At 53.5% G+C, this 17955-nt stretch carries 14 protein-coding genes and 1 pseudogene; 13 read left to right on the plus strand and 2 right to left on the minus strand.

Annotation, left to right across the window (positions count from 1 at the left end; all coding sequences use genetic code 11):
* The 8 genes from AUK29_06860 to AUK29_06895 form a co-directional block, all read left to right on the plus strand.
* A partial coding sequence (locus tag AUK29_06860) for a hypothetical protein (protein OIP63246.1) occupies positions 1-1178 on the plus strand: 1178 nt, incomplete at its 5' end.
* A gap of 319 nt (positions 1179-1497) precedes the next feature.
* Entirely contained in the window at positions 1498-2262 is a 765-nt protein-coding gene (locus AUK29_06865) for a hypothetical protein (protein ID OIP63247.1), read from the plus strand.
* Between the two features lie 430 nt (positions 2263-2692).
* Positions 2693-2941: an antitoxin gene (locus tag AUK29_06870; GenBank protein OIP63248.1), complete on the plus strand. Its 249-nt coding sequence runs from the start codon at positions 2693-2695 to the stop codon at positions 2939-2941.
* Positions 2938-3309: a hypothetical protein gene (locus AUK29_06875; protein OIP63249.1), complete on the plus strand. Its 372-nt coding sequence runs from the start codon at positions 2938-2940 to the stop codon at positions 3307-3309. Before AUK29_06870 ends, AUK29_06875 begins: the two co-directional genes overlap by 4 nt.
* A gap of 672 nt (positions 3310-3981) precedes the next feature.
* Positions 3982-6897, plus strand: a complete 2916-nt coding sequence (locus tag AUK29_06880) for a hypothetical protein (GenBank protein ID OIP63250.1) — start codon at positions 3982-3984, stop codon at positions 6895-6897.
* A 37-nt stretch (positions 6898-6934) separates the two neighbouring features.
* A complete protein-coding gene (locus AUK29_06885) occupies positions 6935-7549 on the plus strand; it encodes a hypothetical protein (GenBank protein OIP63251.1) in 615 nt (204 codons plus the stop codon).
* A 41-nt stretch (positions 7550-7590) separates the two neighbouring features.
* The gene (locus AUK29_06890; protein OIP63252.1) at positions 7591-8034 is read left to right on the plus strand and encodes a hypothetical protein; all 444 of its coding nucleotides are present in this window, start codon (positions 7591-7593) and stop codon (positions 8032-8034) included.
* A gap of 21 nt (positions 8035-8055) precedes the next feature.
* Positions 8056-8493, plus strand: a complete 438-nt coding sequence (locus AUK29_06895) for a hypothetical protein (protein OIP63253.1) — start codon at positions 8056-8058, stop codon at positions 8491-8493.
* Positions 8494-8615: 122 nt separating this feature from the next.
* Here the strand turns inward: AUK29_06895 and AUK29_06900 are convergent, their stop codons facing one another.
* Both AUK29_06900 and AUK29_06905 read right to left on the minus strand, forming a co-directional pair.
* Positions 8616-10946 (minus strand): hypothetical protein, encoded by a 2331-nt coding sequence (locus AUK29_06900; GenBank protein ID OIP63254.1) that lies wholly within the window; start codon positions 10944-10946, stop codon positions 8616-8618.
* A gap of 17 nt (positions 10947-10963) precedes the next feature.
* Positions 10964-11863 (minus strand): hypothetical protein, encoded by a 900-nt coding sequence (locus AUK29_06905; GenBank protein OIP63255.1) that lies wholly within the window; start codon positions 11861-11863, stop codon positions 10964-10966.
* Between the two features lie 242 nt (positions 11864-12105).
* On the opposite strand from AUK29_06905, the gene AUK29_06910 reads away from it, so the two are divergent.
* The 5 genes and pseudogenes from AUK29_06910 (at position 12106) to AUK29_06930 (ending at position 17955) form a co-directional block, all read left to right on the plus strand.
* Positions 12106-13398 (plus strand): hypothetical protein, encoded by a 1293-nt coding sequence (locus AUK29_06910; protein ID OIP63256.1) that lies wholly within the window; start codon positions 12106-12108, stop codon positions 13396-13398.
* A 554-nt stretch (positions 13399-13952) separates the two neighbouring features.
* Positions 13953-14963 (plus strand): aspartate-semialdehyde dehydrogenase, encoded by a 1011-nt coding sequence (locus AUK29_06915; protein ID OIP63257.1) that lies wholly within the window; start codon positions 13953-13955, stop codon positions 14961-14963.
* 227 nt (positions 14964-15190) lie between these two features.
* A complete protein-coding gene (locus AUK29_06920) occupies positions 15191-16603 on the plus strand; it encodes a peptidase C69 (protein ID OIP63259.1) in 1413 nt (470 codons plus the stop codon).
* Complete coding sequence (locus AUK29_06925; protein ID OIP63258.1) at positions 16578-17483, plus strand: hypothetical protein; 906 nt, start codon at positions 16578-16580, stop codon at positions 17481-17483. The genes AUK29_06920 and AUK29_06925 overlap by 26 nt, the downstream gene beginning before the upstream one ends.
* Before the next feature lie 249 nt (positions 17484-17732).
* Positions 17733-17955, plus strand: a pseudogene (locus tag AUK29_06930) (hypothetical protein).

Here is a 17955-nt window from a genome sequence, read left to right on the forward strand (position 1 = left end):
TCCGTGCTCTCGTGGGGCAGGCCATGAAACGGTACAGCATGGATATGACGGGGAGGAGCGCCCGGAGGAAGCCCAAGGGCCGGGCATTGATACCCAATGAGGATGAGGTCTGGAAGGGGGAGATCCGGAACCGGGTACGAGAGCCTGATGAGCTGAAACGGTTCCTGAACCTTGATGATGCCTGCATCTCCTGGCTCAAAGAGCATGGGGAGAGGCTCCCCTTTGCAGTGACCCCGTACCTTCTTTCCATAGCGGACCCGGATGATCCCCACTGCCCGATCCGGCGTCAGTTCCTTCCTTCACCTGAGGAACTGAATGACCATCTGGGATATGCCGACCCCCTCCTGGAGAAGGAGCACGAGGCCGCACCCGGGCTGATCCGGGTCTATGAGGACCGTGCAGCCTGGTGCGTCTCTTCGTTCTGCCCGAGTCTCTGCAGGCACTGCCTGAGAAGGGACCGGTTCCAAAGCGATCACCAAAACCCACCGAGCTGGGACCGGATCGCCTCTGTGCTGGATGCGGTATCATTGAATCCGGGGATACGGGACCTGCTCCTGACCGGAGGAGACCCTCTGGTCTACGAAGACGGTTTTCTGGAGGAACTCCTCTTAAAGATCCGTGAGCTCGATCAGATCCAGATTGTAAGGATCGGGACCCGGCTTCCCTGCACGCTCCCGCAGCGCATCACCAACAACCTGCTCAGGATGCTCAGGAAGTTCCAGCCCCTTTGGATCAGCACGCAGTTCAACCACCCCAGAGAGATCACCAAAGATTCGGCTGAGGCGTGCGTCAGGATTGCAGAGGCCGGAATCCCCGTGCTGAACCAGAGCGTGCTGCTCCGGGGGGTCAACGACACAGCGCCGGTGATGAAGGATCTCGTGGAGAGACTGATCCGTATCCGGGTCAGGCCCTACTATCTCTACCAGTGCCAGCTCGTCTCCGGCACGGCCCACTTCCGAACGACCATAGAGCAGGGCATGGGGCTTGTCCGGGCCCTCCGGGGCCGAACCAGCGGATTCGCCATCCCGCAGTACGTGCTTGATACCCCTTACGGCAAGGTCCCCCTCGGCCCGAACTACTTCAGAGGGAGGGAGGACGGCTCGGTGATGATGGAAAGCTACGACGGGCGTCTCTGGAAGGAGAAGAACCCGGTTTCAAAACCGGATATAGGAAATTAGATTGTACGGGGGTGTAATTTTTTGTATGATTGTAAAGAGACACGGCGCTTCAAATGATGGCGACAGAGATGAATAAGACTGTATAACAAGGGATGATCTATACATGGCGTCATAAGTCAACGACACCTTGTCATTACCCGATCCCCGTCGTCATTCCACGGCTCGACCGGGGAATCCAGCCAGTCAAACTGGATTGTCCGGTCAAGCCGGACAATGACAAACAGCCTAATACTTCGGTCGTTCTGTATAATATGCTTTGGAGATAATGCGCAATCATTTAAAACGTTGAGTATAACATCCGGAGTCATAAGGGTTACTTATGCATATCGTTGCCATCCACAATCTGACCGGAGACAAGGAAGCCCCCGCCTTGGCCCTGGCCTCGGCACTGGGGACCACGGTCTATGAGGCCCGTCTTCGACTTAACGTTCCGGGCGGGGGGCCATCGGTGGTTGCCGGCTTTGCGGAGATCAGGCAGGCCGAGGAGTCCGCTCGGAAACTCCGTGCCGCAGGATTCACGGCCATGATCCTGTCACAGAATGCGATTGAGTCCGATGCCTCACGATTCATCGTGCGGAGGTTCGAGTTCTCCGACCAGGGGATCCATGCCGAATCACGTCAGGAAAAGAGCCTGGAGGTTGCCTTCCGGGATATAGACCTGATATTGCGAGGGACCTCTATCGTCCGAAAGACCGAAACCAAGACGATTGAGAAACGGAAGCTCGACATAGGCCGGGCGCTGATGACGAGCGGTCTCAGCATCACCAAGTCCGAGAAAAGTATTCGGGAGACCACGACTGAAGATCGGGAAGGTTTTTTCCATCTCTACTCCAAAGGCGGGCCTGCGCTCGTCTTCAGAGAGTGCGGCGTGCTCTATGACTCCCTCGGCCCGGCCATGCAGCCGTCCCGTGCGGCAAACTTCATCACCATCCTCACTGAACTCCGGCGGCGATGCCCGCACGCGCTTTACGACGACCGCCTGGTGAACCGTGGAGGGCTGGCCCAGCTTCTGGGACCCATGCTCAGCCCGGAAGAGCACCTAAACGTGGCCACATCTCTCCTTGCCAGGGTTCTTCGGCCATGATTTCCATCATAATCATATTAACGACATGATCTTTCTAAATCCGCCCTACCCCCTTCCCCGATAAAATCATTCGAGGACAAGTTTTCAAAAGGGGAAACGCAAGGAAGATCGTTTTTTTGATCTCCCTCCTCACCATTCACCTCCCCTCCTTACAAAGAGGGGGAACCAGAGGTGAGGGGAGATTTTTCAAGAAAACGTCTATTGAATTATGGAATGATCGATAATTCTGAAGGTTCACTCCCCCGGGATGCTCCCTGTAAAAATTTCTGGTCAGTGTCAAATAATTGTGCTATCTTTTGTTGCGTATCCTTTTTATGATGATCGGTGAATATGAATGGATTGCGGGATGCGTCGTGAGGCGGCGGGTATTGATGGGTTCAAGTTTTGATAAGATCAATGTGCCTCTCTTGGCACGATAGGAGGTGTAATTATGGCCGGGAAGGATTGGAGGGAAAGAATTTCCATAAACACAAGCGTATGTCATGGAAAACCCTGCATTAAGGGAACGAGAATTATGGTTTCCGTCATTCTCGACTATCTAAAAGCGGGTGAATCCGTGGAGGAAATCCTCAGGGAATATCCGGCCATTAAGCAAGACGACATTCACGCCGCACTCGCTTATGCTGCCTGGTTGGCCCACGAAGAAGAGATCCAGCCCCTTCATACTGAGGTTTCCTGATGAACATCAAACTGGATGAGAACATGCCTACTGCTCTCGCAGAAATGCTCCTGTCAGAAGGTTATAATGTGTCCACCGTTTCTGAAGAAAACCTTTCGGGAGCAAGTGATGCCCTGCTCTTGGAAAAGGCTACAGAAGAGAATCGTCTATTGATCACATTTGATGTTGATTTTGGGAACATCCGGACCTTTCCGTTCGGATCGCACGCTGGCATTGTGGTTTTCCGCCTTCGGGATCAGCGCTGGGCTGTCTTGAAAGAGCCTGCCAAACGGTTGGTCACATCCGGTTTATTGGAGCGTCTTCAACGCGGCTTAGCAGTCGTGGATGAAAACCGCGTACGACTGCGGTTCAAAGGACCCAAGAAATGAGATGGAACCCAAAGGGGACATGGTTCACTTGTTCGCTGGAGCGAGCCACCGAAATGAACAAATCAACAAACCCTGAGTGATGCGGCCGAGGCGCTGCCCTGAATCGTGAATCAACGGGGACCAAATCTATATTCGTGATCACATATTGGCGCCAAACCTTAAAAATTCATTTTTCTTGATTCCTTTGCCCCCCTTTTTCAAGGGGGAAACGTAAGGAAGAGCATCTTTTTGATCTCCCTCCCCCGATAAACCCATTCGAGGGCAGGCTCTCACCTCCCTTTGCCCCTTCGACTGCGCTCAAGGCAGATGCCGGGAGGAATTTTCCCCCCTTTGGAAAAGAGGGGCGAGGGCCTATGGCTCGTTGCCTATTGGCCCGTGGGCCAACGGCCCATAGGGAGCCAACGGCTCATAGAGGAGATTTTAAAATCAATGTCCATTCTATTTCGAGACCCTTCATAACGCACAAAGAGAGACATGAGCGGAGAGGATTAGTTTCTCGATCCAAGGCGGAGCCGGTTTTACGTTATCCTCAACGGCACTTCTGACAAGGCCTTGATATGAGGAACCCAGTTTCGTAATGTGAATTCCCGTCATGCTCGATTTGGAAGGTTTTGGATCCATATCAACGGAAAGTCGGACTGCCGAAGGTGGCGTCATAGAGGGGGATTTTGCATGAGATCACCAAATAGGGTTCGTTTTGGGTGGCTTCAAGCTACAATTATTCCAATCTGCTCGATCATATTTATGGTTTCGTCGGCGCCTGCTTTGGCGCTTGCAGGACAGTCTGTGGGAATTTCCACAATTCCAAACCCGCAACATATCCTGCCTATGGCCGCAAATGCGGCGACCACCTGCCCAAATTACAACGGTTTGTTGGACTCTATCTCCGTCCCTGTCTCGCACCAGATAAGCCTTTACGTTGTGATTTTTCAGCCTGCGCCAAAGGGCGGAGCAACCTTCCAACTGAGCTCAGACAACCCTTCCATCGCCGCTGCTGGCGACATCAAACAAGCTTTCCTGCCGAAGGTTTTCATCCCGGAAGGGCAAACTTATAGCAATCCATTCTCAATATTTGGGATTAGCGTGGGAGCCACACAACTCCGCATCACGCCACTAACATCCGGTTTTGTTCAAAGTGCCTTTCCTCTCGGTGCATGGGACGTCAACCAGGCCGGCAATCAAAAGTTTGTTGATGCCAACCCTCCCGTCAACCACTGCCGGGTTAGCGATTCAAGCAACGATCTCTCTACCGACGCGGCGGTTCTTGCGAGTTGCGGCAGTACGGTAAGAAACGGCATTTCGGCAGATGGCGCCAGCCAATTTCTGATGCGCACCATCTCCGGCCTGCCCGGTACCGTCTGTTTTCAAATTACCTCCCAATCGAATTTCGATCAGGGGGCGCTTCAGGACAGCGTAGTGCAAACGCAAACCGTATCCGGCCGCGAATACGGTTTCACTTACTACAAAGCGCCCGATTCCTTTGGCGATACCGTGAGTTTCCGACCGCTCGAAATCGAGTTTACCTTCACCCCCTCGATTGGCAATGGCAACACGAGCAGTTTCCGCGCTCAAACACAGATCGTTCGGCCGCCTGTTCTTCTGGTTCACGGTATTTGGAGTAAAGGAAGCGCCTGGTCTGGCATCTACATACCCAAGGACGATCCTTTTCACACTACCTACGTGGCTGACTACGAAGCCACCAATGGGGCCGGTTTTTCCAACAATTTTCCCCGCGTACAGGACTTTGTGAAGCGCGCTATCGATAACGCCCGCGCCAAAGGATATGCTGTCACACAAACGGACGTGATCGGCCATAGCATGGGCGGCATCTTGACCAGGCTCTACATAGGAAGCAATACATTCCAGCGTCCGGACAATTTCGGCAAGGGCGACATTCGCCGGCTCCTCACGCTGGATACTCCCCACAGCGGCAGCACATTTGCCAATTTGGTCGCCGCGCTCCACCGCGTAAACGCGACGGAGGCTGATAAAGCCGTTAGAAGCATCACAGGTTATGCTCCAGATGGCGGAGCGGTGTGTGACCTTGCCGAAAACAGCCCAGCTCTACAGGGACTAAACAATCCAACCACGATCTTGGGGCAATCTATTACTGGAACCGGTGGACCTGCCGTAGGTACTTACGACGCAGTGTCGGCTAAGTTTTTTGGAGGTGTTTTGGGAATTGGAAATATTGAAGGAACGCTCACAAATACGCGCTGTCTCCACAGGAATATATTGTTCTCGTGCGATCAGAGAGAATTCATCTTCCCGCAAGACATCATCAATGGATTCCGATTCCGACAGGGCAACGACACTATCGTAGCCCTCAGCAGCCAACAAGGTGGACTTGCGGGTATCAATTTTCCTGATGTCATTCACTCAGGCCCTTTTTTTGTAAACGGCGTCCTCAGTTCATCATCCGTAGCGACCCGAGCCTACCAGTTGCTGGATGGTCCTCCCTCTATCTTTGAAAACAGCTTCCCAGGTATCGGTTCCAGCGGCTCGGGTGTCCCGATCACTGTTCCCGGCAGAGGCGCCGCGCAGGACCAGCAAGATTATTCCAATCAATGCGGTCCCGGAGGCCCCTTACAACCCGCAGCTTCCGCTATCAATCAGCGCTTCGCAGCCGCCCTGCAACAGGCATCTGTCCCGGATAGCCGCGTACAAATGATCTCGCCTGCGGATGGCCGGATTTTCGCTCCGGGCGACACCGTGAACATCACGGTCAAGCTGACCCCGCCTCTCATTGCGAACAACATCGCAGTCGATATGACGGAGGGGTTCGGGGAACTGGAGGGGACAAACTACGATGGCACACAGTATCAGGCTATCTTTGTGATCCCGGACTTTTTCGCCGGACCCCTCATCCTGACACCCGACATCACGGATACGAATAACATCCCCATACTTGGCGCACCCATCACTATAGCCGTAAGACCCGCAACGCCCCCGATTGACATCGCGTTCCGGCAGAAGAACTTCCGTATCACGCTTCCGACTACCAATCCATCGGAGTCCCTTGCCCTCATGGGCACTTACGATGGACCCATCGAGTACGATATGACTTCTTCCGTTACCGGGACATCCTACCAAACAACGAACCCCGCAGTAGTCAAGGTCAATAACGAAGGTATCTATCAGATTATGGGTAGTGGGACAGCCGTTGTTACCGCCTCCAACTCTGGACTCAAGGACTTTGCCGCTTTTGTCGTGGAAGACCCGGTTAATCCCCTGCAACCGGAAGATGTCAGCGCTCAGTTCTCCATTCAAGAGAGCGGCTTCCGTCTTGATCGCACGAAGGGTTTCTTTGTCCAGAGCGTGTCCATGACCAATAACGAGCCCATACCGGCGCCTGGTCCGCTCTATCTGCTGATCAGCGGGTTGCCGGCGGGAGTCAACCTGGTCAACCAATCTGGTATCACCCAAAACATTCAGATGGGGACCCCTTATATCACTCTCCCACTAAGTTCAGATGGACTCAATCTACAGCCAGGCCAAAGCATCACTCTTACATTGCAATTCCTAAATCCCACGCGGACAAACATTGGTTACATTGCAACGGTTTGGCGAACAGCAGGGGTTCCTTAAGTAGAGTGAGAATGAACCGTCCTATAGTGGAGGAAATATGAAAAAATCGAGACTCTTAGCAATCGTACTGCTCATTGAAGCATGGTTGTCCGGTCCGGTTTATGCCGTTCCTTTTCTGATTACAGTGGATACAATCCCATTGAGCGGACAAAGCGGATTCATCGCTTTTGATTTCGCGGCCGGTTCGCCTGTACCAGGCAACTCTGCGGTCATCAGCAGCTTCAACTCCGACAGCACACTCGGCTCTTTTTCACAGAGCGGCGATGTATCGGGAATCCTGGTGCCAGGCCCCCTTTCTTTGGGCGATACCCAGTTCTTCAACGAATGGCTACAGAGCATGAGCTCTTTCGGCACCACACTCTCCTATCAGTTGGATTTGGGATCAAATACGGCTTTGGGCGGCAGTCCGGATTCATTCTCTTTTTTCCTGCTCGATAGTCATCAGATACCTTTCGCCACATCTGACCCTACGCAAGCAGACGCACTGATCGCCATTGACTTGAATGGGTCAAGTACCACCCCTTCCGTTTATACTTCCAGCTTCGCCACTGCCGGCATACAACCCATAAATATTATTCCAGAGCCATCATCATTATGGCTAACAGTGATAGCCCTACCGTTGTTGTGGCGAAAAAGAAGGAACGTTGCATAGCGAATTTGCACAGCTATGCGTTTATATGGCATTAATCTACGATGCTATTAGACAAGATGATGATTATTAAAATGCTCGTGATCGTCATCGCCATCGCTCAAGTTGCGGCTGTCGCAACAAGTTTGGACGAGACGATTATTATTAAGCCGCTCGTGATCGTCATCGCCATCGCTCAAGTTACGGCTCTCGCAGCAGGTTTGAAGGGCTCAGTTCGCTTGGGTTCCTGGATCAGCCTTCTTTGCCCCTTGATTCTTCTCGGTATTTACCTTACCGGCATGGGACCAATAATATCATGGAGCGACTTCACACACCACGTACAGAAAATTTTTCCTCTCTTTGCCATCCATGTGGTTAGTATTCTTTTGTTACTTCTGCTCTGTCAAACACGCGGACGACCCCCACAGTTATTCTGGATTGTCTGGACCGTTAATTCGTACTTATGCACTTTAATGATCTATGCAGTCTTTTTTTTCAGGCTCTTTTAGGAACAAAGGCATTTATCTACTATGCTATTAGATAAGATGATGATTATTAAAATGCTCGTGATAATCATCGCCATCGTTCAAGTTATGGCTGTCCAGACAGGTTTGGAAGAGATGATTATTATTAAGCCGCTCGTGATCGTCATCGCCATCGCTCAAGTTGCGGCTCTCGCAGCAGGTTTGAAGGGCTCAGTTCGCTTGGGTTCCTGGATCAGCCTTCTTTGCCCCTTGATTCTTCTCGGTATTTACTTTACCAACATGAGACGCATGCAATCATGGAGCAACCTCAAACCGATAGAATTTTCCTTCCTTGCTATCAATGTGGTTACTATTCCTTTGTTACTTCTGCTCTGTCAAACACGCGGACGACCCCCACAGTTGTTGTTCTGGGCTGTCTGGACCGTTAATTCGTGCTTATGCACTATAATGATCTATGCAGCCTTTTTTTCCAGAGTCTTTTAGGAACAAAGGGGACAAAGGGGAGGGAACAAAGGGGACGCAACCCTTTTCATGTCTCGCAACCAATTAGACCGATCTTCTCTTGTTTCCGATAGGGGAATAGGGACACAGAGGATAGGCGGGTTTCAGTTTCTCGATCCGAGGCGAAGCCGGTTGGCCTGGTGGAGGATGGTATCCAGATCGGCGCCGTCTTCGGGGTAGAGGGCGTACCCCAGTTTGAAGTTCAGTTCCACGGCGGACAGGGCGGACCCCGGCTGTTTCTTTTTTTTGCGGATCGCACGGATCAGCCTGATGCTGAGATCTCGGATCTGCTCTACAGACTCCGGGAAAAGGATGCTGAATTTCAACGGGCCGGTGCGGGCCAGGGTGTCGTATTCCCGGATCTTTTCCTTAAGGATGTCGCAGACCTCGATGAGAATGTTGTTCCGCATCTCCACGTCGTACTGTTCGATGCCCGGTTTCTGATAGCTCCAGCAGAGGGTCAGGAGAATGAATCCCCTCTTGTATCGCTTAGAGCGGTTGATCTCGTTTTCAATCTCTTTATGGAAGGCGGTTTCATTGGGGAGGCCGGTGAGCTTGTCGTAGTTCAGGAAGATCCTGGACTGGTCGCTCCCCCGGGCATTGACCAGGGCCTTCTCCACGTAGAGGACGAATTTTTTAAAGATCTCCATATCCTCGTCGCCGAAGGAGGTCGCGTGGAAGGAGCCCTTGGGGATCTTGTCATAGATGGAGAGGACCCCCTGGACGATCCCGTTCCCCATGACGGGGAGGGCGATCACGGACTTGACCACCCTGCCGAATCTTTCGTAACCTTTTTTCTCTCTCAGGTCCAGGATATGAACAGGCCCCTTCGTCTGCTCGGCCTCTGATGAGATCTCCTTGTCCAGTTCCATGATCTTGTCACGGATTTCCTCCTCCCACATGGAGTAGGTCGAGCGGATCTTCATCTCCCCGCCTTTCTCCCGAAGACGAAGGATGCAGCCGTCCGCATCCATGATCATGGCCGCTGAGGGGGGAATCAACTCCATGAGCTTGTTAAGATCAATGATGGAGAGGATGTTGATCCCGGCTTCGTTGATGGCCTCAATCTTCGTCGCCCGCAGGTTTGCGCTGTCTTCCTTCTGCGCGCTCTTGACGGTATCGGAGAGATTCCATCCGATCTCACGGAGCAGGGACTCCTCGTCCTCGGCAAGACCCCTGGGCGAAATCACCTGGATGTTCATGACGCCGGTGATCTGGCCTTCCGAAACCAGGGGGATGGACATGAACGCCTTTTTCGCCTTGGAATCCAGGCTCGGGTGCTCCTTGAGGATCACCACTTCCTGCTCTTTCGCCGCCCAGCCGTCTATGCCTTCGTCCAGCAGTATCCTGTAATGGTCCGATGCCGTGAAGTTTCTGAGACTGGTTGCCTTCAGCGCCAGTTCCTTGGTGTTCTTGTCAAAGAGATAAATGGAGCAGACGCTTTTCTGAAAATGTTCTGAAATGGTCTTGCAGACTCTGCTTAAGCGTTCATCGAGCGGATCCTGAGAGTTGAGAATCTGGTTGAGCTCCTTCCAGATCACAAAGGTTTGCGCATTCTCCTTGAGGACTTGGTACTCCTGGGACTTGAGCAGGATCTCTGCATCGAAGGCGGCCAGCTTCGAGATGAAGGAGAGGTCCTCGCCGGTGAAACCGTCAATGCTTTTCAGGTTGTTGAGATTCAGGACGCCTACCGTCGAACCGTTGATGGTCAGGGGAACACAAAGCGCCGATTTGATCTCCTCACGCTCGCGCAGGATCTTGAAGACGCTGTCGTCCGCCTTGCCGGAGAGGAGCAGAGGCTTACCTTCCAGGGCCACCTTGCCGGCGACCCCCTCCCCAAGCTTGCATCGGATGCTGGGGATCACTTCCGCAGGGATTCCCATGGCCACTTCAACCTTCAAGACATTTTCCATGGGGTCCAGCAGCATGAGTGAGCCGTTGTCGGCCCCGGTGGATTCGATGGCCACCTTCAGGATCAGGGAGGTCACCTGTTTTCTGTCCGTGGTGAGGTTGACCGCTTCCACGATCTCGTTTAAGCTTGTGAGGAGCTTGGAATACCTGCTGCCTCCCTCAGGGATTTTCTCCTCCTCTTTTCCCTTGTATTCCCAGAGAAGGCGCGCGCTGAGAGCGCTGATGATCTCCACGGACTTGAATTCCTGTTTTTCCAGGAAGGCCCGTGCCTGAGGATCCGAAGAGGCGTCGATGATGATGCCGAGGCCGTCTTCCGACAGGAGGTCTTTCCATTCAGAGCAGATTCGGATGTCATACTTTTGCGCCAGCCGGAACCCGAGTTCATCGAGCTTGTAGATCATGGCGTCCTTGTTGGGTTCCACAATCAGCTTGACCTGGACAGTCGGGTCTTTCTCAAGGAGCGGAAGGAGGCCCAATGCCTGCTTATTTCCTCCGACGATGGCGATTTTCTTTCTCTGTTTCATAGGTCCCGTTGAGAGAGTCAGGGTTTGCGGTGCTCTTCAATGACCCCTTTTTCGAAGAGTTCCTTGATCCCCTCGCTATGAAGCAACCTGCCGGGGGCAGCCGATGCGGTCTTGCCCTGGGTGTTGTTGGCCATGGAGATCTTGTTTTCGTCCAGCCAGCACATGGCTTCCATGACCAGGTTGGTCGGAGAGAGATGGATGGACCGGATCTTCGATGTGATATGGTGATGAATGATGAAGATTCCATCCTGTATCGAGAGGAGATCGAAGAGGGCCTCCTTGCCGAAGAGCCTCCCGCACACGGCATGGATCACTTCTCCACCCTCGAAGTAGACCCTTCCTTCCTTGCCTTCACCTTCGATCTGAATGACGGCCGTCTTTCTTCCCATGTCCAGAAGCTGTATCAGGTCGATCAGATGGATATCTTTCAGGTTCCCCTTGATGCCGTCATCCTTGGTCAGGGTGGAAATACTGGAAAGGTTGGTTCTCCGCAGGACCGCCTTGATTCTGGCGATGAGTTCGTTCTCGTTGAAAGGTTTTGTGATGTAATCGTCGGCCCCTGCCTCCAGGGTGGAGATCTTGTCATGGATCAAGGTCCTGGAGGTCAGGAAGATGAAAGGGGTGTTCGAGATTTCAGGCGTCTTCCGGACCATCCGCATGAACTCCCTTCCATCCATATCCGCAAGGTTGATCTCGGAAAGGATCAGGTCGGGCTTGTTCTTGACGGTCAACTGCATGGCGAGTTCAAAACTGTGCGCAAAGTGAATCACGAAGCCGTTCTGGAGCAGGGCCTCTTTCACGATCCGAAGTGTTTGTGCGTCACTCTCTGCAACAAGAATCTCGTGGCCGATCAGCATGGCGGATCCCGTCAGGAACGTGTTGAAAAACCTTAAAAATATCAAATATTTATTCTTCATTCATTTTATGAAATTCCAGTTGGATTGTCAATATTTTTGGAACGTTTGGAAAATTCCGGTTTAGATCCGGTCAGAACTCTTAAGAGTTTCCAAAGGCCGGCAGACCTGGACTGAAAGGCCGCTTCTTGATGGGCCCTTTGTTTTCATCTGTTGCCTTTATACAGGGATCATTATATAATATAATAAAAAACAGGATGGCAGAGGTCTTGATTCACAACGTCATATCCAATGAGTGATTTCCTATGCGTGCTGTCAAAAGTTTTATCGGCATCTTCATCGTTGCGGTTTCCCTTATTCTTCTTTTTTTCCCTGCGGGCGGACACGCTGAGACCCTGATCGTTCTCAAGGATGGGCGCCGGATCAAGGTAGAGAATTTCTGGCGGGAAAATGAGATGGTGAAGTATCAGAGCTATGGGGGGATCGTGGGTATCCCGGGTGAGGACGTGGAACGGATCATCACGCCTGATATGGTTGCATTCGATGAAGCACAGGGGGTCCATACCATAGATGCCTATGAGCAGTTCCTGAGGAAATATCCCCAGAGTTCACTCGTTGCCGATGCGCGTGACCGGATCAGCGCGTTGACATTTGAAAAGGTCAAACAGATCCATTCGGCCCAGGCCTATCTCGACTATATCAGGAGAAATCCCCAAAGCGCCTTCCTTCAGGAGGCCAAGGAGAGGGCCGAAGATCTGGTTTTTCAGGAAGCCGTCGTCATCAATCAATTGGATCAGTTTCAGGAGTATCTTGAAATCTATCCTGAAGGAAAGTTCTCAAGGGCGGCACGGAAGGCCGTGGAGATCATTAAATACGACGCCGTCAAACAAAGCGTGAACATCCCCGATATCGAGACCTACCTGCACGACTATCCGCAGAGCGCCTACCGGCGGGGTCTCGAAAACCGCCTGGCCCAATTGGTTTCCGAATCAGAGGCCAAGGCCAAGGCGAAAAAGGAACAGGAACTGAAAAAAAAGAAGCTTCAGGAATTGGAGGCAAAGAAGAGGCACAGGTTCTGGATGGTCTTGTTATCCGTGGCCGGCCTTCTATCTGTTTCCGTTCCCGCGGCCCTGTTTTTCGTTAAGAAACGAAAAGCGGGCATGACCGCATCGGGCAAGGGGGTCACGGAATCCAAGAAAGGGCTGCCCCAGGAGGAATACGGGCAGAAGTCCCCTTTCAAGAAGGAGCCTGTCCGTTATGAGGACCTGATCAGCACGCCGCGCAACAGGGACCCTCAGTCCGCTTCGGGTTCAGAAACGACCCTGGCATTGGACCATAAGACGCAGTTCTCCCTTCCCGAACCCGAGAAAAAGGGAGGATCGTCTTCAGAAGAAGAAACGGATCCGTTAAAGGATCAGTTTGAGAATGCTTCGTTTGCAAAAGAGGAAACCGCCATTCCTATGGGTTACAAAGAAGACAAGGGGCCTGACGAGAAACCGTCTTCATACGAAAGGACGATTGATCTTTCGGATCATGAGACCGATTTCAATCTGGAATTGGAGGATGTTCCGGAGGAGACCGAAGGGAAAGAGACTTAGTGGCCCTATTCGTAAATACGGTGGCATTCGAGTGCCGTAGGGGGGCGGTCGGATCAAAGTTTCGCTCCTTGCGGTGTACCAAAGGGGTACGCCTCAGTCGCGCGCTTTAATGAAACCGCCCTACGACCCTCTCGGTACGTCACCATATTTACGAACAGGACCACTTGTTTTTAAATCCCCGCAGTTTTGGGTGTGCGGCAAATTTATGGGTAAATATTTCTCTGGCAGCGTCATTCCCCGACCCCCGATCGTAGTCGAGGGCAGGCTCGATCGGGGAATCCATGGTTCGACAAGCTCACCATGACAATTGTCACCCTGAGCCTGTCGAAGGGTGGATTGTCCGGTCGGGCCTGTCCTCCGATCCCCCGATCCAGTCGGAGGACAGGCATTTTTGTCGCAGACCCCGCAGTTTTTATCCTCTTGACACTCCGTGTCTGAAGAAAGTATGATCATCCCACTCGATTCGATATCTTGATAAAAGCGGACCATGATGTCTGTAAGAGCCTATTTTACCATGATTTTAATGAATTATTAATAGTGTCACAGGAGCGTTCATGCAAAAGAAAGACCGGTATCATGTTGCCGTTGTGGGTGCAACCGGCGCCGTAGGCAACGAGATGATCTCCATCCTCGATGAGAGGAAATTTCCGGTGGGCGATCTGCGTCTTCTGGCTTCCTCGAGGTCCATAGGGAAAACGCTTTCCTTTAAGGGCAGGGATCATGATGTGGAGGAGTTGAAAGAGACCTCGTTTGAAGGGGTGGATCTTGCTCTTTTTTCCGCCGGAGCATCCAGGAGTCTTCAATTCGCGCCCATCGCCGTAAAAAGCGGGGCCGTGGTCGTGGATAACAGCAGCGCATTCCGTACGGATCCCGATATCCCTCTGGTGGTTCCGGAGGTGAATGCGCCGGCCCTGGCGCGCCACCATGGGATCATCGCCAATCCCAACTGCTCCACCATCCAGATGGTTGTTGCCTTGAAGCCGATCCATGACGTGGCGAAGATCCGAAGGATCGTGGTGACCACGTTCCAGGCGGTCTCCGGCACGGGGCAGAAGGCCATGGATGAACTTTTGGATCAGACCCGTTCCCTGCTCTCTTTCAGGGAAGTCGTCCACAAGGTCTATCCCCATCAGATCGCCTTCAACTGTCTGCCGCACATCGACGTATTTCTTCCGAACGGTTATTCCAAAGAAGAGATGAAGATGGTGAACGAGACGAGAAAGATTCTGGAAGACGACAGCATCGGTGTTACGGCGACCACGGTCCGGGTTCCGGTCTTCCGCTGTCATTCCGAATCGGTCAATATCCAGACCGAAAAGAAGATTACGGCCGGCCAGGCGAGGGAATTGCTGGCGTATGCCGAAGGAGTCTGTGTGCTGGACGATCCGGCAAACCATATCTACCCCATGGCCATCGACGCGGCCGGCAAGGACGAGACCTTTGTCGGAAGGATACGGGAAGACGAATCCATAGAGAACGGGCTCAACCTGTGGATTGTTTCGGACAATCTCCGGAAAGGCGCCGCCTTGAATGCCGTTCAGATCGCCGAACGCCTTATTTCCTGAGAGATGTTGAGGGTCGCTGCTCGCTCGAAGTGGTCCTGTTCGTAAATATGGTAACGTACCGACTTGTACTCGGTTTACCGGTAGAGGGTCATAGGGTGGTTTCATCAAGGGGCGTGACTGAGACGTACCCCCTGTGGTACGTCGCAAGGAGCGGAACGCCGATGAGACCGCCCTACGGCCCTCGAATGCGACTGTATTTACGAATAGGGCCGCTAAGGTTTCAGGCCATGATATTCCCCAAAGAAAAAATCCCCGGCATCCTGAAAAAGGCCCTGAGCAGGGGTGGGGATTTCGCAGAATGCTATTTTGAAAACGGCGGTCATTCTTCTGTGATCCTTGAGGACCAAAAGATAGAAAAGGTCATCACGGGGAGCAGCAGAGGCGTGGGGCTTAGGGTTATTTCCGGCCTGCGGACCGTCTATGCCTACTCCAACGAGACCTCTCCCCGATCCCTGATGGAGATGGCGGGCATGGTCAGCCGGGCCGTTCAGCGAGGAGCCGCGGAAAAGGTCATCCCACTGGTTTCTAAGACGCCCCCTTTTGAGATGCCGGTCTTGACCGATCCTGTTTCGGTTCCGATCCGGGCCAAAGTCGATCTGGCGCTCTCCGCCGATGCCGCCGTGAGAAGGGTTGATCCGCGGATCCGCCAGTCCAAGGTGCTGATCTTAGACGGCCGCAAGGAGGTTTTGATCGCCAATTCATTGGGCGAACTGGCCGAGGATGAGCGAGTCTACCTTCTTGCGCATGTTCAGGCTGTGGCCGGGGACGGGAACCTGATCCAGACGGGGGCGGAAACCCTGGGAGGCGCTGTGGGATATGAACTCTTCCAGGCCGAGCCCCTGGAAGAGGCCGCCCGGCGCGCGGCGGTCCGGGCCGTTCTCATGCTTTTCGCCTCTCCTGCGACTGCAGGCAGGATGCCCGTGGTTCTTTCCTCCAGGGCCGGGGGGACCATGATCCACGAGGCGGTGGGGCACGGTCTCGAGGCCGATCTGGTTCAGCAGAGGCTCTCGGTTTACAGCGGCCGAGTGGGAGATTGTATTGCATCGCCCACGATCTCCGTGGTGGACGATTCCACGGTTCCTTATAAAAGAGGCTCTTTCCGGTTTGACGATGAAGGGACTCCGTCCCGGCGCACGGTCTTGATCGAGCAGGGCGTGCTCAAGGGATACCTCTATGACCGTCTGTCCGCCATGAAGGACGGGGCTGCATCCACAGGGAACGGAAGGCGGGAGTCCTTCCGCTGCCGTCCGATCCCCCGGATGACCAATACGATGATCCTGCCCGGGCGTGAGGACCCTGAGGAGATTATACGGGCCACGGCCTCAGGACTCTTTGTCGTCCGTATGGGGGGAGGACAGGTGAACACGGTCAACGGAGATTTTGTCTTTGAGGTAGGGGAGGGGTATCGGATTGAAAATGGCCGGATCGGAGAACCGGTGAGGGGGGCGACCCTGACAGGGAACGGACCGGCCGTTCTGATGCAGATTGACCGGGTCGGGAACGATCTGGGGTATGCGGTCGGGACCTGCGGCAAGGACGGACAGGGGGCGCCGGTCGCGGATGCGCAGCCCACGGTCCGGATTCCGGAGATGACGGTCGGCGGGGAGGTCGGAGATGGGACTCGACGCGCGGCACGATGAGCTGGAAGCATTGAACCGGCGGCTTGAAGAGATGATCCTGCAGAGGACGCAGGAACTCATTGAAAAGAGCAGGGAGCTGGAACGGCAGAACCGGGAGCTTGCCGAGGCCAACATCCGGATACGGGAGGCGGATAAGCGCAAGTCCGAGTTTCTGGCCAATATCTCTCACGAGCTTAGGACCCCCATGAACTCGATCCTGGGCTACACCAACATGCTGCTGAAGGGGAATTACGGGTACATGAACGAGCAGCAGCAGAAGAGCCTGAGGAAGGTCTATGAGAACGCCCAGCACCTGATGCATATCTTAAATGATCTCCTTGATCTTTCCCATCTTGAGGTCGGCAGGCTCCTGCTGAAAATCAGCCCGGTGAGCGTGAGAAAGGTCGTCTTGTCCTCTATGGTCAGCGTGGAGCCCATTCTTATGGGCCGTGTGCTGACGGTGGACCACGATATTCCCCCGGATATCCCGTTCGTGCTTGCCGATGAGGTCCGGATCAGGGAGGTCCTGATCAACCTGATCAGCAACGCGATCAAGTTTACGGCGGACAACGGAAGGGTTACGGTCCGGGCGAATGTCCTCAGCGTCAGGGGCGACGGCGATGCAAAAGAGATGGTGGAGATACACGTGGAGGATACCGGCATCGGGATTGATCAGAAGAACCATGAGATCATCTTCGACCAGTTCCGACAGCTCAATGAACACAAAAAGCCGGAGGAAAGAGGGTCGGGGCTCGGTCTTTTTATCAGCAAGAGGCTGGTGGAGGTGCATGGAGGGATGATCCGGGTCCAGAGCGAACCGGGGAAAGGGAGCATCTTCTCATTCACCCTGCCTTCGGCTGGGCCGGGGAAAAGGCCGGTTGCGGAAGATCCGTCCGCATGATTGAATAAGGGTAAACCCCCGGCTCTGCCGGGGGACTCTTAGAGTTCGGCCATTCCGGGAGTATGCAGTGAACCGAAATGCTTTACCCCTAACTCCCCCTTGCCCCCTCTTAAAATAAGAGGGGGAACCTCCCCTTGTAGTAAGGGGAGGAGGGGAGGGGTTAAGGGAGGGTGTTTTTAACCGTTTGCGAATAGGCCTCTTTGAGGGGCCGGCAAATGTCAAGCCTCCGGCTTTGCCGGAGGTTGATGATTGAAACGTGCCGGCGGCACGCGGCACGGATTGCAGGAGAGGGCTGAGGGGTTTATGCAGATCGTTTCCAACATTCTGGTCGTGGACGACAACAGGAACAATCTGGAACTCCTTTCCGACATGCTGGAAATGGAAGGGTATTACGTACGGACGGCTGAGACCGGTGAGACGGCCCTCAAGGAGGTCTTGAAAGAGAGGCCTGATCTGATCCTTCTGGATATCA

The sequence above is a fragment of the Nitrospirae bacterium CG2_30_53_67 genome, from assembly GCA_001873285.1.
Lineage (GTDB): Bacteria > CG2-30-53-67 > CG2-30-53-67 > CG2-30-53-67 > CG2-30-53-67 > CG2-30-53-67.

What these genes read in the sequence shown, in the direction of transcription:
- AUK29_06865 (OIP63247.1), top strand. Translation starts at nt 1,498, where the DNA reads ATGCATATCGTTGCCATCCACAATCTGACCGGAGACAAGGAAGCCCCC.
- AUK29_06870 (OIP63248.1), top strand. Translation starts at nt 2,693, where the DNA reads ATGGCCGGGAAGGATTGGAGGGAAAGAATTTCCATAAACACAAGCGTA.
- AUK29_06880 (OIP63250.1), top strand. Translation starts at nt 3,982, where the DNA reads ATGAGATCACCAAATAGGGTTCGTTTTGGGTGGCTTCAAGCTACAATT.
- AUK29_06885 (OIP63251.1), top strand. Translation starts at nt 6,935, where the DNA reads ATGAAAAAATCGAGACTCTTAGCAATCGTACTGCTCATTGAAGCATGG.
- AUK29_06890 (OIP63252.1), top strand. Translation starts at nt 7,591, where the DNA reads ATGCTATTAGACAAGATGATGATTATTAAAATGCTCGTGATCGTCATC.
- AUK29_06895 (OIP63253.1), top strand. Translation starts at nt 8,056, where the DNA reads ATGCTATTAGATAAGATGATGATTATTAAAATGCTCGTGATAATCATC.
- AUK29_06900 (OIP63254.1), bottom strand. Translation starts at nt 10,946, where the DNA reads ATGAAACAGAGAAAGAAAATCGCCATCGTCGGAGGAAATAAGCAGGCA.
- AUK29_06905 (OIP63255.1), bottom strand. Translation starts at nt 11,863, where the DNA reads ATGAAGAATAAATATTTGATATTTTTAAGGTTTTTCAACACGTTCCTG.
- AUK29_06910 (OIP63256.1), top strand. Translation starts at nt 12,106, where the DNA reads ATGCGTGCTGTCAAAAGTTTTATCGGCATCTTCATCGTTGCGGTTTCC.
- AUK29_06915 (OIP63257.1), top strand. Translation starts at nt 13,953, where the DNA reads ATGCAAAAGAAAGACCGGTATCATGTTGCCGTTGTGGGTGCAACCGGC.
- AUK29_06920 (OIP63259.1), top strand. Translation starts at nt 15,191, where the DNA reads ATGATATTCCCCAAAGAAAAAATCCCCGGCATCCTGAAAAAGGCCCTG.
- AUK29_06925 (OIP63258.1), top strand. Translation starts at nt 16,578, where the DNA reads ATGGGACTCGACGCGCGGCACGATGAGCTGGAAGCATTGAACCGGCGG.